Raw genomic sequence first — 23993 nt, forward strand, 5'->3', positions numbered from 1 at the left:
TTTATTATTTAATGAATACTATATTACCTGAATAAAAAATTTCAGCCTGCAAATATAATTATAAGTTTTTGGTTTTTGCGACCTGAGCCATAAATTCTCCTTCACAAACCAGTTTTTTTCCAACATAAGCATATCCCTTCATCTGCACGATACCTCTTTTTATAGGTGCTGTAGTGATTAATTTGAAGACCAGTGTGTCACCGGGCACTACTTTATTCCGGAATTTCACCCCGTCGATCTTCATAAAATAAGTCGAATAGTTTTCGGGATCAGGCACTCCACTCAGCACCAATATACCACCACATTGCGACATCGCTTCCACAATCAACACGCCCGGCATCACCGGCTCATCAGGAAAATGTCCGACAAAATGAGGCTCGTTCATGGTCACATTCTTGCAACCGATCACCATGTTTTCAGTTACTTTATAAATCTTATCGACCAATAAAAACGGTGGGCGGTGAGGCAGTAAAGTACGGATCTTATTGATGTCCATCAGCGGAGTGGCATCTAAATCCAGATCTATAGGATAAGCATCGTCTTTCTCTTCAGCCAGAATTTCTTTATAGATCATCTTGGCCATAGAAGTATTTGCTTTATGTCCGGGTCTCTCAGCAATCACCCGGCCTTTGATAAAACGGCCACATAAAGCCAGATCACCGATAACGTCCAATAATTTATGACGGGCAGGCTCATTATCGAAATAAAGTTCCAGATTATTGAGAACACCTTCTTTAATCTGAATATTCCCGTAACCGAACAATTTAGCCAAACGATCGATTTCGGGCTGATCCATCTTACGGTCGACGATAACGATCGCATTACTCAAATCTCCTCCTTTAATCAGATTATTGGCCAGCAACATTTCCACTTCCCGCAGAAATACAAAAGTACGGCAAGGGGCGATCTCTTTCGCAAAATCAGTAGAAGCTTCCGAATAAGAAGCGAACTGCATCGCCAGATAAGGAGAATCGTAAGCTACCATGGTATTGATAGAATACGTATCATCCGGCAATAATGTAATGCGGGTATCCGAAGCTTCGCAATAAAATTCCATTTTTTTCTTTACTGAAAAATAACGGCGTTCTGCTTGTTGCTCTTCAATCCCAACTTTTTGAATCTCTTCCACATAATAACGGGCACTCCCATCCAAAATCGGAAATTCTTCTCCCGACAGTTCGATCACACAGTTATCTATACCGCAACCGTATAAAGCAGCCATAGCATGCTCTAAAGTATATACTTTGGCTCCGTCTTTTTGCAGACAACTGGCGCGATCTACCAATTCAATATATTTCGCCAGTGCCGGAATCTCGGTTTTCTCTTCGAGATCGACTCTGACAATTTTATATCCGGTATTTTCCGCTGCCGGCTTAAAGGTAGCACATACTTCTTTACCCGTATGCAAACCTTTGCCTTTTAATGAAAATTCTCCTTTTAATGTGTTTTGTTTCACTGACATTATTGTTTTGACTTTAATGTTTGTATTTCTTTTTCCAAATCCCGGAGCTGCCCGTATAATTCAGGTAATTTTCTGAACAGCACATAACATTTCCGATATTTCGAAACATCGAAAGCAGGTGCTCCCATAAATACGGATCCTTCGGGGACATCGTTCGTAACCCCGGATTGAGCGGCAAGCATCGTCTTGTCTTCAATCCTGAGATGTCCGGCAATACCGACCTGTCCGCCGAACATACAATGCGCACCCACCTTAGTTGTTCCGGCAATGCCACACTGAGCCGCCATCACCGTATTTTCTCCCACCACCACATTGTGAGCGATCTGAACCAGATTATCCAGTTTTACGCCTTTTTTTATACGGGTAGACCCCATAGTTGCCCGGTCAATACAAGCATTGGCACCAATCTCCACATTATCTTCAATAACGACATTACCAATCTGTGGCACTTTATTATAATTATCCCCATTGGGAGCAAAACCAAAACCATCTGCGCCGATCACCGTTCCGGCATGGATCGTACATCCACTACCGATCACACAGCCATAATAGATTTTTGCCCCGGCATAGATCGTCGTATGATCACCGATCACAACACCCTCACCGATATAAACCTGAGGATAGATTTTTACATCATTACCGATTTTCGCCCCTTTACCGATATAAGCAAAAGCTCCCACATAAGGAGCTTCACCGATAACCGCCCCTTCACCGATATAAGAAGGTTGTTCGATACCTGTCGGCCGGGAACGCATACTATCGTACATCTGCAACAAAGAAGCGATCGCTTCATAAGCCGAAGGCACCCGGATTAAGGTACAGGGTACCTGCTGTACAGGAGAAAAGTCATGATTCACCAAAACGACAGAAGCAGCTGTCGTATAAATATAGTGTTCATATTTGGGATTTGCCAGAAAGGCCAATGTATTGGGCTTTCCTTCTTCAATTTTAGATACATTATTAACCATCACTTCCCCATCCCCTTCAACTACACCTTTTAATAATGCAGCAATATCTTTCGCCTTGAATTCCATATTTCAAAAATTTCGGCAAACTTACAAATTTTATTTGTAACTCATAAAAATATTACGAATATGTTTCAATTTTAAGAAAAATGAAACATATTCCCCATTGAATCAACCTCATAATTAACAACCACTTATCTCCTCTTCAAACTATAAAGATCAGCTATCCGGAGGATATAACAAAAACGAAGCGACACCGATCTATTTAAAACTACGATTGAAATAGTTACAGGAGTTTCAACGATTACAAAGGTTTCAGCAGTCAAGTTTAACCGTTGTAACTAAAAACGGTAGTTTAAACCAGATTTATAAACTTTTGCCCTATTTATCCCGCGATTATTTTGTATTTTAATAATTAAGTCGTATATTTGCAGAGGTTTAAAGCCAAAGAGAGGGGACGGATGTCCCCTCTCTTTTGTATCAATCGCAAAACAAAGAGATGAAAACGGAAGAAATCAAACACCTCATAGAACCGGTTCTGACAGAACACCATTTATTTCTGGTCGAATTGAAGATTTCTAAAGACAATGTTATCGAAGTCTTTGTCGATGCTCTGGAAGGAGTCAACATACAGACTTGTATCGCCGTCAGCCGGGAGATCGAATCTTCACTCAACCGGGATGAAGAGGATTTCGAATTGACCGTATCCAGTGCCGGACTAGGTTATCCTTTCAAAGTGGAGCAACAATATCAAAAAAATCTGGGTAAAAGTGTCGAAATAAAGCTGAACGACCATACCAAACTAAATGGTATATTACTTCGTTTCACCCCGGAAGAAATTGTCATCGAACAGGAAGAGAAAAAAATCATCGAAGGAAGCAAACGGAAACAATTGGTAAAAACAGAGCGGACAATTGTCCGAAACGACATCAAAGAAATCAAAGATATCGTGAAATTTTGAACCGGAAAAACAGATAAAATAAATAATCAATAAAAATAAAAGCTAAAAAGTCGAAATGGAAAATATTAATCTGATAGATTCATTCGCTGAATTTAAAGAATTCAAAAACATAGACCGGGCCACATTGATGAGAGTATTGGAAGATATTTTCAGAAATATGCTGTTGAAAAGATATGGTACGGATGAAAATTTTGACATCATCATCAACATCGACAAAGGTGACCTCGAAATCTGGCGGAATCGTACTGTTGTAGAAGATGACAAACTGGAAAATCCCAATAGCGAGATTACTTTAACCGAAGCGAAAAAAATCGATGAAGATTATGAACTCGGAGAAGAAGTTACGGATGAAGTAAAATTCAAAGACTTCGGCCGCCGTTCTGTATTAGCTTTACGGCAGAATCTCTCCGCCCGTATTCTGGAATTGGAGAAAGACAATGTTTACAATAAATATAAGGATAAAGTCGGACAAATCATTTTGGGTGAAGTCTATCAGGTATGGAAAAAAGAAATGCTGGTCCTGGATGACGAAGGCAATGAATTGATTTTACCCAAACAGGAACAAATCCCGACAGACTTTTTCAAAAAAGGAGATTCCATCAAAGCCGTGGTCATTCGGGTAGAAATGCGGAATTCCAATCCTTACATTATCTTATCGAGAACTTCTCCGGTATTCCTGGAAAGATTATTTGAAAACGAAGTACCTGAAATTTTCGACGGTCTGATCACGATCAAGAACGTAGTCCGGGTACCGGGAGAGAGAGCCAAAGTTGCCGTAGAATCCTACGACGACCGTATCGATCCGGTGGGTGCTTGTGTGGGTATGAAAGGTTCGAGAATACATGGTATTGTCAGAGAGTTGAGAAATGAAAATATCGATGTGATCAATTATACCAATAATTTACAACTCTACATCACTCGTGCTTTAAATCCGGCTAAGATCAAAAATATCGAAATCGACGAAGCCCATAAAAAAGCAAATGTCTACCTCGATCCGGAAGAAGTATCACTGGCTATCGGTAAAGGTGGATTGAACATCAAATTGGCCAGTCAGCTGACCGGTTACGATATCGACGTATATCGCGAACTCGATCAAGCCCAGGAAGAAGATGTCAATCTGGATGAATTCGCCGATGAAATCGAAGGTTGGGTGATCGACGAACTGAAACGTGTCGGCTGTGACACTGCCAAGAGTGTATTAGAACTCAGCGAGTCAGAACTGGAAAGCCGGACAGACCTTGAAATTGAGACCATACGTGAGGTTCTCAATATTTTAAAAGCAGAATTTGAATAATTCTGTATTAACGCTTGTAAATTTGTAATCTCAATATGGCAGTAAGATTAAGTAAAATAGCCCGAGAATTTAACGTAGGTTTATCTACTATTGTAGAGTTCCTGCACAGTAAGGGGATCAAAATATCCTCAGATCCGAATGCAAAGTTAACGGATGAAGATTATGCTTTGGTTGCAAAAGAATTTTCATCTGACAGCCAGGTAAAAAAAGAGTCCTCTCTGGTTGATCTGAAAAATACCAGAAAGAAAAAAGAGACTGTCACAATAGACAACGCTGGCAACATCTCTTCAGGAAACGAAGATACAGAAGAAGAGGAAGAGGAATTCATTTCGATTAAAGATGAAGTGAGATTCGAAAATAAAATTAAGATTGTCGATCATATCGATCTGAATCCGGAGAAAAAAACACAACCGGAACCGGTAGAAGCAAAGGTTGAACAACCGAAAAGAGAAACTCAGGAAGAAATAACCGAAAAAGTGGAAGAACCGAAAGTAACCCGGGTTGAAGTAGAAGAAACTCAGGAAGAAGAAAGAAAAGTAACACCAGAAGTGGAGCCCGAAATTTCCGTACAAATGGAAGAGTCTTCCGAATCCACTCCTTTCAAAGTAGCACAACCTGCGCTGAAAGATGTAAAAGTAGTGGGTACAATCGACCTGGACGCCATCAACCAACGTACCAGACCTCCGAAAAAAAGTAAACAGGAACGGGAACGGGATCGCCGTGAACAGAAAAAAGCCAACAAGCCTTTCGTATCGGCCGCTAAAACCGAACAGCCGGTAGCAAGCCCATCGACAGATATCGTTAATAAGGGAGAAGAGGATGCAGATATCCGTAAAAAACGGAAAAGAATTCATCGTCAGGATGAAAAAATTCAGGTGGAAGCAGCTACCATTCCGGCCAAAAATGCCAAAATTGAAGAAAATAAGCGGAAACTGAAAAAGCTGAAGAAAAAGAAAAACGAAAAGACTGAAATCTCCGATGAAGATATCGACAAGCAAATCAAAGATACTTTTGCCCGCTTAGGAAGCAAAGGAAAATCACAGACTGCAAAACACCGTCGGGATAAGCGGGATGCTGCACAGCAAAAGTTACAGGCCGAACTGGAACAAGAAGAAAAGGAAAAGAGCATTCTGAAACTAACGGAATTCGTGACGGTAGCCGAATTGGCAACCATGATGAATATTAGTGTGACAGAGGTTATCTCTGCTTGTATGTCGCTCGGACTTTTTGTATCTATCAACCAACGCTTGGATGCAGAAACGATCAATATTGTTGCCGATGAATTCGGCTATTCGGTTGAATTTGTAAGCATTGAAATTCAGGAAGCCATCGACGAAGAGGAAGAAGATTCCGAAGAGAACCTGTTGCCACGTCCGCCGATTGTCACTGTTATGGGGCACGTCGACCATGGTAAAACCTCTTTATTGGATAGTATTCGTAAAACCAATGTCATCGCAGGTGAAGCCGGTGGTATCACACAGCATATCGGAGCTTACAACGTAAAATTGAGTGACGGCCGGACGATCACTTTCCTGGATACTCCGGGGCACGAAGCATTTACAGCGATGCGTGCCCGTGGTGCTCAAGTGACCGATATCGCTATCATCATCGTCGCTGCCGACGATAACGTCATGCCTCAAACCATCGAGGCGATCAACCACGCCAGTGCTGCGGGAGTACCTATTGTGTTTGCCATCAACAAAATAGATAAACCGGGAGCGAATCCGGACAAAATCCGGGAAGAACTGGCCAATATGAATTATCTGGTGGAAGAATGGGGAGGAAAATACCAATGTCAGGAAATCGCAGCTAAGAAAGGCTTAAATATCGAAGAGTTGCTGGAGAAGGTATTGTTAGAAGCCGAACTTCTGGATATGAAAGCCAATCCTCATAAGAAAGCTACCGGTTCTATCATCGAATCGTCTTTGGACAAAGGACGTGGATATGTAGCTACAGTGCTCGTACAATCCGGAACGCTTAAAGTAGGTGATATTGTGCTTGCCGGCCAGTATTTCGGACACGTCAAAGCCATGTTCAACGAACGGGGAGAAAAAATGGAGAAGGCAGGTCCTTCCGAACCGGCTTTAATATTAGGTTTGAACGGTGCTCCACAGGCAGGTGACAAATTCAATGTAATGGGGAACGAGAAAGAAGCGCGGCAACTTGCCAATAAACGGGAACAGCTCCAGCGTGAACAAGGTCTGCGTACTCAGAAACACATCACTCTGGACGAAATCGGACGCCGTATCGCTATCGGTAATTTCCAGGAATTGAATGTGATTGTTAAAGGCGACGTCGACGGTTCTATCGAAGCGTTGTCCGATTCACTGATCAAGCTGTCTACAGATGAGATCCAGGTGAACATCATTCACAAAGCTGTCGGACAGATTACAGAAGGAGATGTACTACTGGCTGCAGCCTCGAATGCAATCATCGTCGGGTTCCAGGTACGTCCGTCTATGGGCGCCCGTAAACTGGCTGAAAAAGAACAGATAGATATCCGGCTTTATTCTGTCATCTACCAGGCGATCGAAGAATTGAAATCAGCTATGGAAGGAATGCTTTCTCCGGAAATCAAAGAAGAAATCATTGCAACGGTCGAAGTTCTGGAAACCTTCAAAATCTCCAAAGTGGGTACCATCGCCGGTTGTATCGTCCGTGACGGCAAGATCACCCGTACAGCGAAAATCCGGGTTATCCGCGAAGGTATCGTTATTTACACCGGTGTTTTGGGTTCTTTGAAACGTTTTAAGGACGATGTAAAGGAAGTAACCAAAGGATTCGAATGTGGTCTGAATATCGAGAACTACAACGACATCCGGGTCGGAGACATGATCGAAGGATACCAGGAAGTGGAAGTGAAAAAAACACTTTAAATATATCGGACGAGCGACAAACGATTTCCATATTGCTTGCCGCTCTCTATTTTGTTAATCATTAATTAAGGAACATTTAACACCTGTCTAACACTGCTTATCAGGGATTATTTCTTTACTTTGTGATAGATAAAAAACAAAACAATTAATTTTTGAAAAAATGAAGAAGATATTGGTTATAATGGTACTGTTCGCAGCATTTACAACAGGACTGACAGCTCAGGTTTTAAAACCCGTAAAATGGCAAATCACCCAGAAAAAAGTGAGTGACGGAGTATATGATATCATCTGCAAAGCTACTGTAGACGGCGGATGGCATTTATACGACACGAAACTTCCCGAAGGCGGACCTCTGCCAACCACCTTCAATATGGATGAAGATGAAACCAGCGGTATCGAACTGGTAGGTGAATTCAAAGCGACAGAGAAAGCTCTGACCGAACATAGCGAAGCGTTCGATATGGATCTGAAATATTTTATCAATGCCGCTACTTTTGTTCAACGGGTCAAGGTAACCAGCGCAAAAGCTAAATTAGTGGGTTATGTAGAATATATGTCTTGCTCCGGCGGACAATGTACTCCTCCTGCAGAAGCAGATTTCAGTTTTGATTTAACAAAATAAGTACAGGATTCCGATTCCTGCTATAAAAAGAGACAAAGATCCAACCGATATTTTTGTCTCTTTTTTTCATTTTATCCGCTTATATAGTATGAAACATTTCCTGTTGGTTTTTCTGATTTCAGGATATATCCCGGCTTTAGCCCAACCCTGGTTATACCGGGATAATAGTCCGGAATTGGATAGCCTGAGCTTTTTTTTCTTCGGAGACGTCATGCAACACGAACCTCAGATCAGCGGGGCCTGGAATGCAGAGACAGCTGATTACGACTATCTGCCCTGTTTTCAGTACATCACTCCTTATTGGCAAAAAGCCGATTATGTCATCGCCAATCTGGAAACGACTTTATCCGACAGGGGGTATAGTGGTTATCCTCAATTTTGTGCTCCCTGGCAACTTGCCCGTGATTTAAAAGCATGTGGAGTCGACATCCTGACCACCAATAACAATCATTCCTGCGACAAAGGACATCGCGGTATAGCTAAAACCATATACTATCTGGATTCCCTGCAATTCCCCCATACCGGTACCTTTACCGATACAACGGCTTGGATTACCCGTTCTCCCCTTTATATTCGCCAGGGAAAATTCAAGATTGCCCTGATCAGTTATACTTATGGGACTAACGGTATTCCGGTAACCCACGGCCAGGTCGTTTCCATGATCGATACCTTTCATATGGCCCGCCAAATCGAAAAGGCCCTTTTAGACACGGTTACCAATATCATTGCAGTCATGCACTGGGGTGAAGAGTATTTTACAGCTCCGAATGCAACTCAAAAAAAACTTTCTTCCTGGTTGCACGAACGGGGAGCCGACATCGTCATCGGTTCACACCCACACGTCATCCAACCGATAAGCTATATTCAACACGAACAGGACACACTGGGTGTTACTGTCTTCTCTTTAGGAAATTTTGTATCCAACCAAAGTAAACGATATACAAACGGAGGCTTGGGAGTTCACCTCACTCTTTACCGCCAAAACGGGAAAACCCGTTACCGGATGCAAACCCTCAGTAACTATGTCTATCGTCCGCTGGAAGATGGGAAAAGACGTTATTATGTCATCCCCGAACCGGAAGCCCACCGAATCCTCGCCAGCCAGGACTCTTTGCTCTATACCCGATTTTTTCAGGATACCGATTCGATTATCGGTCATATAGCACCGAAATTCCAATTAGAATAGGTGCTCACCGAAATCGACTCCGCAAATATTTTTACCGGAAGGACTTATTTTATGTAATAAAATTTGTAATTTCGTAGAGTTAAAAAATAATAACTTTTAAATTATGAAAATTGCAGTAATTGCACATGATGGAAAAAAAGCCGAAATGGTAGCTTTCCTGAACAGACACATGGACTTTCTGAAATCCGTAGGTACAGAAATCGTAGCTACCGGAACTACAGGGAAACATGCACAGGATGCAGGTTTGGAAGTTGAACGCTTACTATCAGGGCCGTTGGGAGGTGATGCTCAGATTGCCGCATTGGTAGCTGAACACCAAATTGCGATGGTAATTTTCTTTCGGGATCCGCTGGGTAAACACCCACACGAACCGGATGTACAAATGTTAATGCGGGTATGTGACGTTCACAACGTACCTATCGCGACCAATCCAGCCAGCGCTGAAATGATGATTCGGGGATTCCTCGATATGCATCAGAAGTAAAGCCCGGACCCCGGACTTTACTAATGGAAACGTCTTTATCAATCGGCAGATAAAGCCGTTATTCAGAGAAATCTATGAAAACCTTTGCACAAACCATTCTCATCTATTATATTTGTGCAAAATATAAGATTCGGATGATCAGGAAATTTACAGCAATAACGCTTCTTTCTATGGCCAGCATAGTGATGCTTGCTTTTGTTGTATTTCCACATCATCATCACAACGAATATATCTGTTTCGCAACCGCTCACTGCCAGGATGAAGGAGAAAACGAAGAGCACAGTCATGACACAGGCAGTAGCAATCATCGGTGTGTAAAAAATCTTTTTCAAACCCAGATCAACCGGGGCCAAAATGTAGAACATCAGAGCGAAGAAGGAGCCTATCATCATTTTAGCCTCTCGTTGTTTCTTGTTTCCAATATTCTTGAATTCTTATCTTCTGAAGCAGAGCAACAATGTGATTCCGATAGTTATTATCAGGAAAAACTTCATACAGCCTGTTATATATCAGCCTTGGCCGGCCGAGCCTCTCCTTTTACAGTATAGTTTTCTAAATATCAGGGAGATACCCTTCTGATAAACCGGACAGAATTTTATCGTACCGATAAAGCTTAGTTCATAAAATTTATAAAGTCGATACCCCTGCGGGCGTTTTATTTACGGCCGCAGAACGATCGTTAGAAATGAGGTTTGGTATAATCCTCCGAAGAATACGATCCACTTTATAAACTTCAGACAGTGAAAACACAACTTTATCAGCTTTACCAATAAGAATTAACCGAATTAAATATCCATAAATAAAACGATATGAGACTATTTATTATAGCCCTAACTATTTTATCGATGTGTTTTTACGGATGTAAAAATACTCAAAAATCCTCTCATGAACACGAGACAGCCGAGGAGCATGCAGCTCATAACCACGACCATGAACACGAAAATCACGACCATGAACACGAAGGTCACAACCATGAAGAAGAGGAACATGAGAACGGCGAAGGACATAGTGATGAGATTATCTTCACAAAAGCACAGGCAGCCAAAACAGATTTTGAAGTGAAAGAAATACAGCCCGGAACCTTCCACCAGATTATCAAAACGACAGGTCAGGTGCTTCCGGCTCCCGGAGATGAATCGATCATCGTAGCCACCAACAACGGGGTTATTTCCTATGCTAACAATAACCTGGCGGAAGGAAGTATGGTAAAACAAGGACAACCTCTTTTTTACATTACTTCGAAGCACATGGGCGAAGGAGATTATTATACCCGTATCCATGCCAATTACGAAAAAGCCAAAGCCGAATACGAACGAGCTGAAAAATTAGTAAAAGATCAGATTGTTTCTCAAAAAGAATTTGAAAATGCCCGCTTAAATTATCAGAACGCCAAAACCGCTTATGAAGCTATTTCGGGTAAACAATCGGCCAAAGGTGTCGGGATCACCACTCCATTAACCGGTTATCTCAAAAACATCTCTGTCAAAGACGGCGAATATGTTACAGCAGGTCAGGCTATAGCCACTGTATCGCAAAATAAAAAACTGGTTTTACGTGCAGACGTATCTGAAAAATACTATAACTCGCTGAATTCCATCAATAATGCCAACTTTAAAACTCCTTACGATAATCGCGTATATGCTTTACCTGATTTATCCGGGAAATTACTATCCGTCGGTAAGGCTGCCGGAACAAATTCATTTTTTATCCCGGTAACCTTCGAATTCGACAACCGTGGTGATATCATTCCGGGTTCATTCGTCGAAATATACCTGCTCTCTTATCCCATGGAGAATGTACTGAGCCTTCCGGTATCGGCCTTAACGAACGAAATGGGTAATTTTTATGTATACCGCCAACTCGATGAAGAAGGTTACCAAAAGCAAGAAGTCACACTCGGAGCCAACAATGGCAAGGAAGTTCAGGTATTATCAGGCTTAACTCCGGGAGACCGGATCGTTACCCGTGGAGCTTATCAGGTGAAAATGGCTTCAGCCTCTGCTGCTATTCCGGGTCATACCCACGAACATTAAAATGGAGTAACTATGCTAAATAAAATCATACAATATTCATTACACAACCGTTTGTTGGTAATGATCGCAGCAGTAGCCCTGCTGATTTGGGGAAGCATTACAGCCCACAACATGGAAGTGGATGTTTTTCCAGACCTGAATGCTCCGACCGTAGTGGTGATGACCGAAGCTCAAGGGATGGCACCGGAAGAAGTAGAACGGCTGGTGACCTTCCCGGTGGAAACCGCTGTCAACGGAGCCACCGACGTCAGACGTGTACGTTCGTCTTCTACCACAGGTTTCTCGGTCGTATGGGTTGAATTCGAATGGGGTACGAATATTTATACAGCCCGGCAGATTGTATCGGAAAAGCTGGCAACCCTGGGAGAAGCACTTCCTGATAATGTCGGTACTCCCACCCTGGGCCCCCAATCTTCGATCCTGGGTGAAATGATGATTATCGGTCTGACTGCCGACAGTACTTCTTTACAGGATTTACGTACAATAGCCGATTGGACCATCCGACCGCGCTTACTCTCGACCGGAGGAGTTGCCCAAGTGGCCGTTATCGGAGGCGACATCAAAGAGTATCAGATATTGCTCGATCCGGCCCGTATGAAGTATTACAATATCGGATTGGACGAGGTCCTGCCGGTAGTAGAAAATATGAACCAAAATGCCACCGGAGGTATCCTTTACGAATACGGAAATGAATATATCATACAGGGAGTTATGGCAACCACCCGGGTCGAGGAAATAGGTAAAGCCGTCATTAAAACCGTCGACGATTTTCCTATCACATTGGCTGATATTGCAAACGTTCAGATCGGAGCTAAAACACCTAAATTAGGAGTTGCTTCAGAAAAAGGTAAACCGGCAGTGCTGGTTACCGTCACCAAACAACCCGGCACCAACACCCTCGAACTAACCGACAAACTGGATGCCTCTATCCAGGAACTTCGTAAAACTTTACCGGAAGACGTCGAGGTTTCGACAGACATTTTCAGGCAATCCCGTTTTATCAACAGTTCGATCCACAACATCCAGGAAGCTTTACTGGAAGGAGCTGTTTTTGTGATTGTGGTGTTGTTCTTTTTCCTGATGAATTTCCGGACCACGATCATTTCCCTCGTCGCTCTTCCTTTGTCTATGTTGATGGCAATCCTGGTGATGCATGCTTTGGGGTTGACAATCAATACTATGAGTTTAGGAGGTTTGGCTATTGCTATCGGCTCGTTGGTCGACGATGCGATTGTGGATGTGGAAAATGTATATAAACGCTTACGCGAAAACCGATTCAAACCCGCCACAGAACGACGCCCGACCATCGAAATTGTTTTCGAAGGTTCGAAAGAAGTCCGGATGCCTATCCTGAACTCTACGTTGATCATCGTGGCTTGTTTTCTTCCTTTATTTTTCCTTTCGGGCATGGAAGGCAGAATGCTGATACCGCTGGGTATTGCTTTCGTTGTCGCCCTGTTTGCTTCGACCGTCATCGCTTTGACACTGACTCCGGTATTATGTAGTTATATGCTGACTACCGAAAAAGCATTGAAAAAAAGCGAAAAGGAGCCATTTATCTCCCGCAGCTTAAAAAAGGTATACCGAAAATCGTTAAACTGGGCACTGCATTACAAAAAAATAGTGATCGGTACAGCTGCCACCCTACTGGTTTTATCGCTGATCATCCTATTCAGTTTAGGACGTAGCTTCTTGCCTCCTTTCAACGAAGGTTCGCTGACCATCAATATCAGTACCATGCCGGGTATCTCACTTGAAGAGTCGGACCGTATGGGTGGATTAGCCGAAAAGATTCTCCTGGGGATTCCGGAAATTCAAACTGTGGCACGTAAGACAGGACGTGCCGAGCTAGATGAACATGCACTGGGAGTAAATACCTCCGAAATCGAAGCACCTTTCGAGTTACAAGACCGGGACAGAGATGAATTTCTGGCTGATGTACGAAAACAATTGGGTGAACTGAAAGGGGCCAATATCGAAATCGGTCAACCGATCTCCCACCGTATCGACGCCATGCTTTCCGGAACGAAAGCCAACATTGCGATCAAACTATTCGGTAATGACCTGAATAAACTGTATAGCTTGGGAAGTGAAATCAAGAATTCTATACAAGGAATCGACGGTATTGCGGACCTGACTCTGGAACAACAGATCGAACGTCCTCAGTTACAGATTCTTCCTAAACGGGACATGTTGGCCAGGTATGGTATTACTCTACCGGAATTTTCCGAATTTATCAATGTCGCTCTGGCCGGGAAAGTAGTTTCACAAGTGAATGAAGGTGGAAAAATCTTCGACCTGACCATTAAAGTAGCCGACCATGACCGGGATAGCATGGAAGAAATCGGTGAACTCATGCTGGATGCCGATGGACGTAAAGTGCCCCTGCATTATGTAGCGGAAGTACTTCCCCTATCCGGGCCCAACACCATCAGCCGGGAGAATGTACAACGTAAGATCGTCGTTTCTGCCAATGTTGCCGGCAGGGATTTGAAAGGCGTAGTCAACGATATCCAAAAAACAGTAGACGAACAAATCTCTCTACCGGAAGGTTATCACATCGAGTATGGCGGACAGTTCGAAAGTGAAGCAGCTGCTTCCCGAACTTTATTCCTGACTTCCCTGATCTCCATCCTACTGATATTCTTGATTTTGTATCATGAATTCCGGAGTTTACCTTTATCCGGTATCATCATGTTGAATCTGCCCTTAGCCATCATCGGAGGAGTGATCAGTATCTGGTTTACCTCAGGGGTAATCAGTATCCCTTCTATCATCGGATTCATTTCCCTATTCGGTATCGCTACCCGTAACGGAATACTACTGGTATCCCACTACAATCATTTACGGGAAGAAGGTCTGAATCTGAGGGAAAGTATTATTCAAGGTTCTTTGGACCGGCTCAATCCGATTCTGATGACAGCCTTAACCTCTGCACTGGCTTTAATTCCGCTGGCTGTGGGTGGGGATCTTCCGGGAAATGAAATCCAAAGCCCTATGGCACAGGTGATATTAGGAGGATTATTAAGCTCCACTCTGCTAAACGGATTTGTAGTCCCTATCGTATATTTTCTGTTGAACCGGAAAAAAGAAGCATCAATAGTAACCCCTCAGGAGATACAAGCCGATTTATAAATTTACAATTCATCATTATGAAAAAATACATATACATCCTTTGCCTGTCTCTGATCGTCACTCTCCCTGTATTTTCCCAATCGGGAATCAAGGAAGTGCTTAAAAATATCGAGGTAAACAATCCCACCTTACAAGCAGGCATGCAACTAAACCAAGCACAAAAGCTGGAAGCACGGACGGGGATTTTTTTACCCAACCCGACAGTCGAATTAAATCAATTGTGGGCCGACCGTAGTGTAGGCGGAAATGCCAACGAATTAGCCGTCGTACAGAGTTTCGACTTCCCTACGGTCTATGCCAATAAAAACAAATTGGCCAAATTGAAATCTGCAACTTCCGATCTCCAATATGCAGCCACCCGTCAGGAGATCTTACTGACAGCACAACAGACCTGCCAGGAGATCATATACTTACGCAAACAAAAACAGTTATTGGACCAACGGCTGAAAAATGCGGAAAAACTAGCAGAATTGTATCGTCAACGTTTTGCGAATGGTGATGCCAACCGATTAGAATACAACAAAATTCAATTAGAAAAGATTAATGCCAATAATGCCAGCCGACTCAATAACTCGGCTTTGCGGGCTCAATTGGAGAAATTACAGGCACTGAACGGTGGCCACCCCCTCGATTTCGAAACAACGGACTACCCACAGACTCAGGTTCTACCGGACTATTCCAGTCTGGAATCGGAGTATCTGGCCGCTGATCCCACATTAAAAAGTCTACGCAGCGAATCCGAATCCGCCCAACGGGAGATCAAAGTAAACCGGGCCCTGACTTTACCTAAATTCGATCTGGGTTACCGTCGTAACGGGGGGAGTGAATCAAAGATGAACGGTTTCAAAATCGGCCTTTCGATTCCGCTTTGGGAAAATAGAAACACGGTTAAACAAGCAAAAGCACAAGCCGAATATACGGTTACCAATATCTTAGCCAATCAACAGACCCTGAAAGCTACCCTCCGGGAACTATACCTGCAAGCCGAAGCTTTGGCAAACTCCCGGAATGAATATGCAGAGGCTCTTTCCAGCCAACGGACCGACGAATTACTCAATAAGGCTCTCGAAACCGGGCAGATATCCATGATCGATTATTTTGTAGAGATTACTCTGCTTTACGATAGTATGCAAAACTATTTGGATGTAGAAAAAGAATATCAGAATGCAGTGGCCCAACTATTACAATATCAATTGTAATAAGTTTTAAAGTCCCCCAACCTGCCGGCGCGTTTTTACAGCCACGAGTGCTGCTGTAAAAACGCGCCGGCAGAGTTCAAAAAACTTTAGGAAGCAATTACTCCAGATTTTAATAATTACAGGGGGCACAAAAGTTGCAAGAAATTCAGCATCAAGGCAATTACCGCTATACGGCTATCCCCCTAATAACTCATCAAACACAGGTCAGCAATTCCCTCATCCGATGAATGACAGGAGCTTTTTTCTGCAGGCGTTCTTCATTGTTATGCCCTCCTGCAAATAAGATACAATCGAACCCCAAAGCGTCGGCCACCTCGGCATCGTGAATAGTATCTCCAACCATCAGGGTGTCTTCGGGTACAATCGGACAAGTCTGTAACATTTGCTGTCCCCGTTCGATCTTGCCGGCCGCATAAATATCATTCGCCCCACAAGCGCGGTCAAAACGGGAATCGATCTGAAAATGCCGGAGCATCTGTTGCAACAAATCTTCCCGAAGAGCAGACAGGACATACTGTTTTACACCGGTTTGCTGTATGCCTGCCAGCACCTCTCTTACTCCTTCGTTCAATCCCACTTCGCCGGCATATTTATCATAGGTCTCGACAAAATCGACAGACAGTTCATGAAAAGATTCTTTCTCCATATCGAATCCGACCCGATCATAAAAGTCTATGACCGGAAAACCGAATTTTTCTTTATAATCTTCTACAGAAAGCAATGGCAAACCTCTTCTCCCGAGCATATCGTTCAACGTATTCACACCGACTTTCACATCATTCAATAAAGTACCGTTCCAATCCCACACGACATTTTTATACTTCATAAATTTATCTTTAATCCCTATTATTTATTCCTCTTCTTCTACAGGCTTATAAAAAGCTTCCGCTCCAGGCCAATCCAATTTTTTCCGTGCCAGTTCTTCCGGATAAATCATATACACCACATCGGCCTCGGTCGCCAACTCATTTTTTTCATTGAAAAGCTCCACGTGAGCGGTCACCAACCGTCTTGCCACTTCGGTCACCTTGGCTCTCAACCAAATTTCTCCCTGATCTGTCCGGACAGGCCGTCGGTATTTCACCTGCATTTCTGTTGTCACACCAGCTGTTTTTTCATGAGAAAAGATTGCCCAACTGGCAATCTCATCGATCAGTGTCGCCTGTATCCCTCCATGCAAAACATGAAAAAAGCCCTGATAATTCTCCGAGGGCACCCAATGGCAGGTGATATATTCACCTTCATCCACAAACTTACATTTCAGTCCATACGGATTTGTCGGCGAACAACCGAAACAATTGTATCCCTCCAAATCCGCATAGGCATTATACATTTTCCGTTTTTCCATTTTACGTTCCGATTATCGAACCGTAAAATTAACGCATTTTTCTAAGAATTGTTGCCTGCTTTATATTTTTCATACTCGACCACGACCAATTCGATCGGAATAGCCAATAAACTCATTCGCCGGAAGATATCGGGCAGTTCCGTCCCGACAAACTCTTCACGTCTGGATTCAGTAATCTGCTTCGAAGCTCCTTCTGTCACAAAAAAGCCGACTCCCCGCTTGTTACAAATGATCTCCCGGGCCTGCAAATAGTCGTAGGCACGCATCACAGTATTCGGATTTACCTCCAATTGTACCCCCAATTCACGAACAGACGGAATCCGTTCCTGAGCTTTCCATTTACCTGTGACAATGTGATCACAAACCAAATCCACAATCTGCAAATAAATCGCCTGCGTCTCCTTAAAGTCCATAATCAGTAATATTGTCTTTAACCTTTGACTTTGAGATACACACCTTCGGTGCATTCAATGTATCCACTTTTACACCGGGAGATACCCATAACTGACATATCACACCCGAATATTCCTCGGGGCCACTTACATATAAAGTGTCTCCGGCCACCCGAAAACCAGTAACCTGCCGGAACGGTATCACACCGGTTATTTTAAATCCCTGCTTTACCTTTTCCGGCGACTCAATCACCCTGACTGCCATATCTGTATTATAGATCACAACGTTACTTACCGGCTGTTTATACAATTTTTCGATATAAGCCCCGGCTTTTTCCATCTCCTGATCACTTGGATTTTTTAAGTTATAAAAAATGATAAATCCCAAAATCACCGGTAAAATATAAAGGACTGCTAAAATTAAATCATATTTTTTCATTGTCTTTTCAATTATTGAACTTGTTTCGTTTTCAATTTTATCCAAATTACTGCCTGATAGGTCAGTGGGAAAATATAGAACACCAGTAACCAGCGGAAAGAAGGTAAATCTGGCAAGACTTCTCCTCCGTAAAAACTCAACTCATCGGGTTTCATTTGTGGCTCTGCCCCGAACAACTTATTCCCCAACCAGACGGAAACGGCTACCAAGGCCAATAAAAATATCACATGAACCAAAAAAGTCAATATAAAAGGATGCTTCCGGAAAGTGACCGATCCCCACATGCCTACCGACATTACATATAAAAACCAAATGACAACCATATTCACTACAATGCCATTGGTCAGCTTTCCATAGTTCAGTTCTTTCTGGTCATACGAAATATTCATCAGGTACCCACCCTCCGAAAAGTCGAACACATTCCCGATTTCGGTATGAACCACTTCCTGTCCGGGAGTCATGGCAGGGACCTGATTCCCGAAACTCCCGCTTACATACTCCAATCGATTGAGTCCTGTAAATTTATAACTATTCGTAACCGAAGCCAAAGCATAAAACATCAACAAATAAACGACAAGTAATACGACCGTGGAATTCAGGAAAGCCAGCACATATTTTTCAAAGACAGAAGCCGGTAACAACAGCGTATTCAATATTTTATCTTTTACAACAAAATCACGCAAAGAATGCAGAGCGACAACCAAAGCAAACAATCCATATAGTCCCCAGAACAGCTGACGATATACCCCTTTGTAATATTGAATAAAATCAGATACCTCCGCCGGATTTTCTACTTGCGTGTATTCCCTCAGAAAAGGATTAAATTTACACAAACACAAAAAAGTGATTATTCCTATGATCCCTAGGAAAATAATTCCTAACCTCCTATTTTCCCGGTAATACTTCCGGGCCAATGCTCCCAAACGCCGGTATTCAAATACTTCATTCATAGCTATCATTTTATACATTTTCCTATTTCAAAACTTTTTCAATCTCCGCCGGATGTTCCAAAACCGCATTAAAAAACAATTCCATATCCAGTTTGCTATCTTCCTGCTGTAAGTTGGGTACCATTCCCCAGCGGCCTCTTAAAGATTCTTCGGCAAATAAAGCCGTTTCTCCCTCTCTCATCTGCCTGAACACAAAATGATCCGTAATCTGTTCTACCGTTGTATTGACCAAGATCCGGCTCTTTTCGATAATGACCAAAGCATCGATCAAATTTTCCAGATCCCGGACCTGATGAGTAGAAATCACAACACAACGTTCCTCTGAAGCCACCGACGCAATCAATCGCCTGAACTGACTTTTTGAAGGGATATCCAATCCATTGGTTGGTTCGTCCATCATCAACAACCGGGTATTACAAGCTATCCCCAGACTGATCAAAGCCTTCTTACGCTGTCCATAAGACATTTGTCCCATTTTATCCGATTCGGATACTTCAAAAATTTCCATGGCATGGAACAATAATTCTTCGTCAAACTTCGGATAAAACCGACAGATCAAAGGGAAATAATCTTTCATCTTCATATCCGGCAAACAGATTTCTTCAGGAATGAAAAAAATATCGGATAAAAAAGAAGGTTTCCTCAACCGGGGAATAGCATCACACACCTCTATCCGGCCTCGCAAAGGAAACAATAAACCACCGATCAATTTTAATAAAGTAGTCTTACCGGCTCCATTCTTTCCAAGCAGGCCATAAATATGCCCCCCGGTCAATGAAAGATTCAATCCGGAAAAAACTTCCCGTTTTTTTTGATAACCAAAATCCAAGTTTTCAATATAAATCATCTTTTCAATATTAAGATTGATAAATTTTCATAGCGTATTAATATACTAATACACTACAAAAGTAGATATAATAATCAGAAAAACAAATTCTGAAGAAAAAAAACGGTCAAAATAACTCTTCGTCACTTTGACCGTTTCCTCTATCGTCAGTCAGCCTTCTCAGGCCGGATTCATAATCACATATTCGTAGCGATCGATTCGGCACAAGCTTTCATTTCCTCAGCCGGAAATTGCTTTTTAGGATTACAAAAATTCATATCGTCCCCTCCGTTGAGAGGCACCAGATGAACATGTGCATGCGGGACATCCAAACCCAATACAGCCACACCGACCCGTTGGCAAGGAATGGTTTTACCAATAGCCCTGGCGACCTTCTTGGCAAACACCATTAGCCCGGCTAACTCTTCATCCGAAAGATCGAACAGGTAATCGGTTTCTTTTTTAGGAATCACAAGCGTATGTCCCTTTTGCAAAGGATTAATATCGAGAAAAGCATAATAATACTCATCCTCAGCTACTTTATAAGAAGGAATTTCTCCTTTCACGATTTTAGAAAAAATTGAAGCCATAACAAATCGCATTTTACAGACTGATATCCATAATTTCGAATTCCATTTCACCGGCAGGTACCTTCACCATCACTTTATCTCCTAATTTCTTTCCGACCAAAGCCTGTGCAATCGGTGTATGGATAGATAACTTCCCTTCCTTGAAATTTGCTTCAGTTTCAGAAACCAGAGTATAAGTCATTGTTGCTCCGGTTTTCGTATTTTTGATCGTCACCTTATTCAACATCTGTACTTTAGATGTATCGATCTGTGACTCATCGATCACCCGACAGGTCGCGATGGTATCTTTCAGTTGGGCTATTTTTGCTTCCAAAAGCCCCTGGGCATCTTTGGCTGCATCATATTCTGCATTTTCTGAAATATCGCCTTTTTCGATAGCTTCTCCAATAGCCTTGGAAATTTTCGGACGTTCTACATTCTGCAATCTTTCCAATTCCTCCTGTAGTTTCTTCAATCCCTCTTTTGTTACATAAGACACTTTGTTGCTCATAACCGTTTATTTAACATTTATTTTATACATAAAAAAATAAATGACACTTATCCTCCAATAAGTGCCTTTATTAAAAAGAATTCCTGTTGATACTAGGAATCCTCACCTCCGATTACAAAGATATGACCTTTTTTCGGAATAAAAAATTTTTTCAGCAAAATTATACAAACGTTTCCACTTCAGAATTTCTTCGTTTCGCCCCTAATCTCACTCTTTATCAATATTTTTCTCTTTCAATACCCTTCAAAATACCGGCTTGTTTTCAGACCAGCCTTGTAAATAACCGGATAGATAGTTCCTCTTTTATACATAAACTTTTCAGAAGTTATAAAATAAAAAGGGAATCATTTGCATATAAAAATAACTTTTCCTACATTTGCACCTCGATAAAAACGTACACAGTCTCTTATACGAAAGACTCCGTGATAATACTGTGTCCGATAAATGGATTTTTAAAATTTGAAATAATGGATTTAATTAAAGTTGCAGAACAGGCATTTGCCGCTGAGAACCCAGTAGAGCATCCTTCATTCAACACAGGTGACACAGTAAGCGTTCACTACAAAATTGTCGAAGGAAATAAAGAGCGTATCCAGGTATTCCGTGGTGTAGTTATCCAAGTCAAAGGAACCGGAAGCACTAAAACTTTCACTGTTCGTAAAATGTCAGGAAATGTCGGTGTTGAAAGAATTTTCCCGATAGAATCACCGTTTATCAAAGAAATCGAAGTAAACAAAGTCGGAAAAGTAAGACGTGCCCGGATTTATTATTTCCGTAATCTTACCGGTAAGAAAGCCAAAATCAAAGAAAAGAGATCTTAAGATCAAGTTAAAAATAAAAAAAGCTCTGCGTTGCAGGGCTTTTTTTATTTCCTATCTTTGTCAAATCTTTAAGGAATATTTTATCGTATCAACAAAGACAGAATCATCACAACAATAAAAAATACATTATGGAGAATACTGAAATTATTCAAAAAGCCAGAGCCAAAGCCGAAATGTGGCTGAACGATGCCTACGACAAAGCTACCCGTACAGAAGTAGAACGCCTGTTGAATGCCAGTGACCCGACCGAATTGATCGACTCATTTTACAACGATCTGGAATTCGGTACCGGTGGGTTACGCGGAATTATGGGTGTGGGGAGCAACCGGATGAATATTTATACGGTAGGTGCCGCTACCCAAGGTTTCGCCAATTATATTAACCGGCTGTTCCCGGGAGAAAATAATTCAGTATGTATAGGCCACGATTGCCGCCATCATTCGCGGGAATATGCAGAAACGACTGCAGCGATCTTTTCAGCCAACGGCATTACAGCTTATCTTTTCGAATCGCTGCGTCCGACACCGGAAATGTCGTTTGCTATCCGTGAATTGGGATGTAAAGGAGGAGTCATCATTACCGCTTCACACAACCCGAAAGAATATAACGGTTATAAGGCTTACTGGAATGATGGTTCACAGTTAGTTCCCCCTCACGATAAAAATGTGATCGACGAAGTAAAAAAAGTGAAGGTCACCGATATTAAGTTCACGGCTGTCCCGGATAAAATCAAGACTCTTGGCGAAGATTTTGACCAGAAATTCCTGAATACAGTAAAAACCCTGAGTTTATCTCCGGAAGCCATTCAACATCAGCACGACTTGAAAATTGTTTTTACTCCCTTACATGGTACCACTTATAAATTAGTGCCTGCTTCTTTACGTAATTGGGGGTTCACCAATATCACCACTATCCCGGAACAGATGATTACCGACGGTGATTTTCCAACCGTAGCTTCTGCAAATCCGGAAGAACCGGCAGCCTTCAAGATGGCATTGGATAAAGCCCGGGAGATCGATGCCGACCTGGCTATGGCTTGTGATCCGGACGGTGACCGTATCGGTATCGCTGTTAAAGACGACCGGGGCGAGTGGATTCTACTCAACGGCAACCAGACCAACATTATTTTTACCTGGTATATCATCCAGCGCAGGAAAGCATTAGGCCTACTCAAAGGCAACGAGTATACTGGTAAAACGATCGTTACTTCCGAGCTGATTAAAGATATCGCCGAGAAGAACGGGATTCCCTGTTACGATGTATACACCGGTTTCAAATGGATCGCCGATATGATCCGTAAAAAGGGAGCTGAAGGTTACATCGGAGCCGGTGAAGAATCGTTCGGTTTCATGCCAGGTTCTTTTACCCGGGATAAAGATGCCGTATCTTCGACCTCTTTGATGGCAGAAATTGCTGCCTGGGCAAAAGATCAGGGGAAAACTTTGTTCGGTATTCTCGAATCGATCTATGCTGAATATGGTTTCTCACAAGAAAAAATGGTTTATATTGTACGCAAAGGCCTGACCGGAGCTCAGGAAATCAAAGATATGATGAACAACCTCCGGCACAACACCCCGAAAACGATCAATAACAGTGAAATCATCATCAAAAAAGATTATGCAACATTACAGGAAATCAATCTGAAAACCGGAGAAACAAAAACCATGGATTTTCCAACCACCAGTGACGTACTTCAATTCTTCCTGGCCGACGGTTGCAAAATCTCCGTTCGTCCTTCCGGTACCGAACCCAAAATAAAATTCTATTTCGAAGCCCGTGCCACGATGAAAAATGTAAACGATTTTCATAAAGCCCAAGCTGAAGCTTTAGCTAAAATCGATGCAATGATGGCCGATCTGAAAATAAACTAATACCCGGCAGGCTAATGTACCGCACTGTGTATACAGACCGGTACATTAG

General features: G+C 42.4%; 22 protein-coding genes. 12 read left to right on the forward strand and 10 right to left on the reverse strand.

Going from position 1 to position 23993, the window contains the following annotated elements:
• Positions 1-58: 58 nt before the first annotated feature.
• Positions 59-1462, reverse strand: a complete 1404-nt coding sequence (locus tag ODOSP_RS09485; RefSeq protein ID WP_013612107.1) for a bifunctional UDP-3-O-[3-hydroxymyristoyl] N-acetylglucosamine deacetylase/3-hydroxyacyl-ACP dehydratase — start codon at positions 1460-1462, stop codon at positions 59-61.
• A complete protein-coding gene (gene lpxD / locus ODOSP_RS09490; protein WP_013612108.1) occupies positions 1462-2496 on the reverse strand; it encodes a UDP-3-O-(3-hydroxymyristoyl)glucosamine N-acyltransferase in 1035 nt (344 codons plus the stop codon). Before lpxD ends, ODOSP_RS09485 begins: the two co-directional genes overlap by 1 nt.
• Before the next feature lie 430 nt (positions 2497-2926).
• Here lpxD and rimP point away from each other — a divergent pair, with 430 nt between their 5' ends.
• The 10 genes from rimP to ODOSP_RS09540 all read left to right on the forward strand — a co-directional run bounded on the left by rimP (position 2927) and on the right by ODOSP_RS09540 (position 16217).
• Entirely contained in the window at positions 2927-3388 is a 462-nt protein-coding gene (gene rimP, locus ODOSP_RS09495; protein ID WP_013612109.1) for a ribosome assembly cofactor RimP, read from the forward strand.
• Positions 3389-3443: 55 nt separating this feature from the next.
• Positions 3444-4682, forward strand: coding sequence for a transcription termination factor NusA (gene nusA, locus ODOSP_RS09500; RefSeq protein ID WP_013612110.1), 1239 nt, complete (start codon positions 3444-3446; stop codon positions 4680-4682).
• A 35-nt stretch (positions 4683-4717) separates the two neighbouring features.
• Positions 4718-7558: a translation initiation factor IF-2 gene (gene infB / locus ODOSP_RS09505; RefSeq protein WP_013612111.1), complete on the forward strand. Its 2841-nt coding sequence runs from the start codon at positions 4718-4720 to the stop codon at positions 7556-7558.
• Between the two features lie 160 nt (positions 7559-7718).
• Positions 7719-8180 (forward strand): protein-disulfide reductase DsbD domain-containing protein, encoded by a 462-nt coding sequence (locus ODOSP_RS09510; protein ID WP_013612112.1) that lies wholly within the window; start codon positions 7719-7721, stop codon positions 8178-8180.
• A gap of 88 nt (positions 8181-8268) precedes the next feature.
• Positions 8269-9366, forward strand: a complete 1098-nt coding sequence (locus ODOSP_RS09515; RefSeq protein WP_013612113.1) for a CapA family protein — start codon at positions 8269-8271, stop codon at positions 9364-9366.
• A gap of 103 nt (positions 9367-9469) precedes the next feature.
• A complete protein-coding gene (locus ODOSP_RS09520) occupies positions 9470-9850 on the forward strand; it encodes a methylglyoxal synthase (RefSeq protein ID WP_013612114.1) in 381 nt (126 codons plus the stop codon).
• Between the two features lie 74 nt (positions 9851-9924).
• On the forward strand, positions 9925-10398 hold the full coding sequence (locus ODOSP_RS09525) for a DUF6769 family protein (protein WP_041556644.1): 474 nt from the start codon (positions 9925-9927) through the stop codon (positions 10396-10398).
• Positions 10399-10659: 261 nt separating this feature from the next.
• On the forward strand, positions 10660-11883 hold the full coding sequence (locus ODOSP_RS09530) for an efflux RND transporter periplasmic adaptor subunit (RefSeq protein ID WP_041556645.1): 1224 nt from the start codon (positions 10660-10662) through the stop codon (positions 11881-11883).
• A 12-nt stretch (positions 11884-11895) separates the two neighbouring features.
• Positions 11896-15018, forward strand: coding sequence for an efflux RND transporter permease subunit (locus ODOSP_RS09535; RefSeq protein ID WP_013612117.1), 3123 nt, complete (start codon positions 11896-11898; stop codon positions 15016-15018).
• 17 nt (positions 15019-15035) lie between these two features.
• Positions 15036-16217, forward strand: coding sequence for a TolC family protein (locus ODOSP_RS09540; protein ID WP_013612118.1), 1182 nt, complete (start codon positions 15036-15038; stop codon positions 16215-16217).
• A 193-nt stretch (positions 16218-16410) separates the two neighbouring features.
• Here the strand turns inward: ODOSP_RS09540 and ODOSP_RS09545 are convergent, their stop codons facing one another.
• The 8 genes from ODOSP_RS09545 to greA form a co-directional block, all read right to left on the reverse strand.
• The gene (locus tag ODOSP_RS09545; RefSeq protein WP_013612119.1) at positions 16411-17043 is read right to left on the reverse strand and encodes an HAD family hydrolase; all 633 of its coding nucleotides are present in this window, start codon (positions 17041-17043) and stop codon (positions 16411-16413) included.
• Between the two features lie 24 nt (positions 17044-17067).
• Complete coding sequence (locus ODOSP_RS09550) at positions 17068-17565, reverse strand: PaaI family thioesterase (protein ID WP_013612120.1); 498 nt, start codon at positions 17563-17565, stop codon at positions 17068-17070.
• A 41-nt stretch (positions 17566-17606) separates the two neighbouring features.
• A complete protein-coding gene (locus ODOSP_RS09555; RefSeq protein ID WP_013612121.1) occupies positions 17607-17978 on the reverse strand; it encodes a GntR family transcriptional regulator in 372 nt (123 codons plus the stop codon).
• Positions 17968-18396, reverse strand: a complete 429-nt coding sequence (locus ODOSP_RS09560) for a hypothetical protein (protein WP_013612122.1) — start codon at positions 18394-18396, stop codon at positions 17968-17970. The genes ODOSP_RS09555 and ODOSP_RS09560 overlap by 11 nt, the downstream gene beginning before the upstream one ends.
• Before the next feature lie 11 nt (positions 18397-18407).
• The gene (locus tag ODOSP_RS09565; protein ID WP_013612123.1) at positions 18408-19346 is read right to left on the reverse strand and encodes a hypothetical protein; all 939 of its coding nucleotides are present in this window, start codon (positions 19344-19346) and stop codon (positions 18408-18410) included.
• Positions 19347-19368: 22 nt separating this feature from the next.
• Positions 19369-20193: an ABC transporter ATP-binding protein gene (locus ODOSP_RS09570; protein ID WP_013612124.1), complete on the reverse strand. Its 825-nt coding sequence runs from the start codon at positions 20191-20193 to the stop codon at positions 19369-19371.
• A 176-nt stretch (positions 20194-20369) separates the two neighbouring features.
• Positions 20370-20762 (reverse strand): HIT family protein, encoded by a 393-nt coding sequence (locus ODOSP_RS09575; RefSeq protein ID WP_013612125.1) that lies wholly within the window; start codon positions 20760-20762, stop codon positions 20370-20372.
• 13 nt (positions 20763-20775) lie between these two features.
• The gene (gene greA, locus ODOSP_RS09580; RefSeq protein ID WP_013612126.1) at positions 20776-21252 is read right to left on the reverse strand and encodes a transcription elongation factor GreA; all 477 of its coding nucleotides are present in this window, start codon (positions 21250-21252) and stop codon (positions 20776-20778) included.
• Between the two features lie 467 nt (positions 21253-21719).
• Between greA and rplS the strand changes: the two genes are divergently transcribed.
• Positions 21720-22073, forward strand: a complete 354-nt coding sequence (gene rplS / locus ODOSP_RS09585; protein ID WP_013612127.1) for a 50S ribosomal protein L19 — start codon at positions 21720-21722, stop codon at positions 22071-22073.
• 128 nt (positions 22074-22201) lie between these two features.
• Positions 22202-23944, forward strand: a complete 1743-nt coding sequence (locus tag ODOSP_RS09590) for a phospho-sugar mutase (RefSeq protein ID WP_013612128.1) — start codon at positions 22202-22204, stop codon at positions 23942-23944.
• Positions 23945-23993: the final 49 nt, after the last annotated feature.

It is taken from the genome of Odoribacter splanchnicus DSM 20712 (assembly GCF_000190535.1).
GTDB lineage: Bacteria > Bacteroidota > Bacteroidia > Bacteroidales > Marinifilaceae > Odoribacter > Odoribacter splanchnicus.

Excerpts from the sequence above, each read along its gene's own strand:
- ODOSP_RS09485 (WP_013612107.1), bottom strand. The coding sequence starts at position 1,462 with ATGTCAGTGAAACAAAACACATTAAAAGGAGAATTTTCATTAAAAGGC.
- lpxD (WP_013612108.1), bottom strand. The coding sequence starts at position 2,496 with ATGGAATTCAAGGCGAAAGATATTGCTGCATTATTAAAAGGTGTAGTT.
- rimP (WP_013612109.1), top strand. The coding sequence starts at position 2,927 with ATGAAAACGGAAGAAATCAAACACCTCATAGAACCGGTTCTGACAGAA.
- nusA (WP_013612110.1), top strand. The coding sequence starts at position 3,444 with ATGGAAAATATTAATCTGATAGATTCATTCGCTGAATTTAAAGAATTC.
- infB (WP_013612111.1), top strand. The coding sequence starts at position 4,718 with ATGGCAGTAAGATTAAGTAAAATAGCCCGAGAATTTAACGTAGGTTTA.
- ODOSP_RS09510 (WP_013612112.1), top strand. The coding sequence starts at position 7,719 with ATGAAGAAGATATTGGTTATAATGGTACTGTTCGCAGCATTTACAACA.
- ODOSP_RS09515 (WP_013612113.1), top strand. The coding sequence starts at position 8,269 with ATGAAACATTTCCTGTTGGTTTTTCTGATTTCAGGATATATCCCGGCT.
- ODOSP_RS09520 (WP_013612114.1), top strand. The coding sequence starts at position 9,470 with ATGAAAATTGCAGTAATTGCACATGATGGAAAAAAAGCCGAAATGGTA.
- ODOSP_RS09525 (WP_041556644.1), top strand. The coding sequence starts at position 9,925 with ATGAAAACCTTTGCACAAACCATTCTCATCTATTATATTTGTGCAAAA.
- ODOSP_RS09530 (WP_041556645.1), top strand. The coding sequence starts at position 10,660 with ATGAGACTATTTATTATAGCCCTAACTATTTTATCGATGTGTTTTTAC.
- ODOSP_RS09535 (WP_013612117.1), top strand. The coding sequence starts at position 11,896 with ATGCTAAATAAAATCATACAATATTCATTACACAACCGTTTGTTGGTA.
- ODOSP_RS09540 (WP_013612118.1), top strand. The coding sequence starts at position 15,036 with ATGAAAAAATACATATACATCCTTTGCCTGTCTCTGATCGTCACTCTC.
- ODOSP_RS09545 (WP_013612119.1), bottom strand. The coding sequence starts at position 17,043 with ATGAAGTATAAAAATGTCGTGTGGGATTGGAACGGTACTTTATTGAAT.
- ODOSP_RS09550 (WP_013612120.1), bottom strand. The coding sequence starts at position 17,565 with ATGGAAAAACGGAAAATGTATAATGCCTATGCGGATTTGGAGGGATAC.
- ODOSP_RS09555 (WP_013612121.1), bottom strand. The coding sequence starts at position 17,978 with ATGGACTTTAAGGAGACGCAGGCGATTTATTTGCAGATTGTGGATTTG.
- ODOSP_RS09560 (WP_013612122.1), bottom strand. The coding sequence starts at position 18,396 with ATGAAAAAATATGATTTAATTTTAGCAGTCCTTTATATTTTACCGGTG.
- ODOSP_RS09565 (WP_013612123.1), bottom strand. The coding sequence starts at position 19,346 with ATGAATGAAGTATTTGAATACCGGCGTTTGGGAGCATTGGCCCGGAAG.
- ODOSP_RS09570 (WP_013612124.1), bottom strand. The coding sequence starts at position 20,193 with ATGATTTATATTGAAAACTTGGATTTTGGTTATCAAAAAAAACGGGAA.
- ODOSP_RS09575 (WP_013612125.1), bottom strand. The coding sequence starts at position 20,762 with ATGGCTTCAATTTTTTCTAAAATCGTGAAAGGAGAAATTCCTTCTTAT.
- greA (WP_013612126.1), bottom strand. The coding sequence starts at position 21,252 with ATGAGCAACAAAGTGTCTTATGTAACAAAAGAGGGATTGAAGAAACTA.
- rplS (WP_013612127.1), top strand. The coding sequence starts at position 21,720 with ATGGATTTAATTAAAGTTGCAGAACAGGCATTTGCCGCTGAGAACCCA.
- ODOSP_RS09590 (WP_013612128.1), top strand. The coding sequence starts at position 22,202 with ATGGAGAATACTGAAATTATTCAAAAAGCCAGAGCCAAAGCCGAAATG.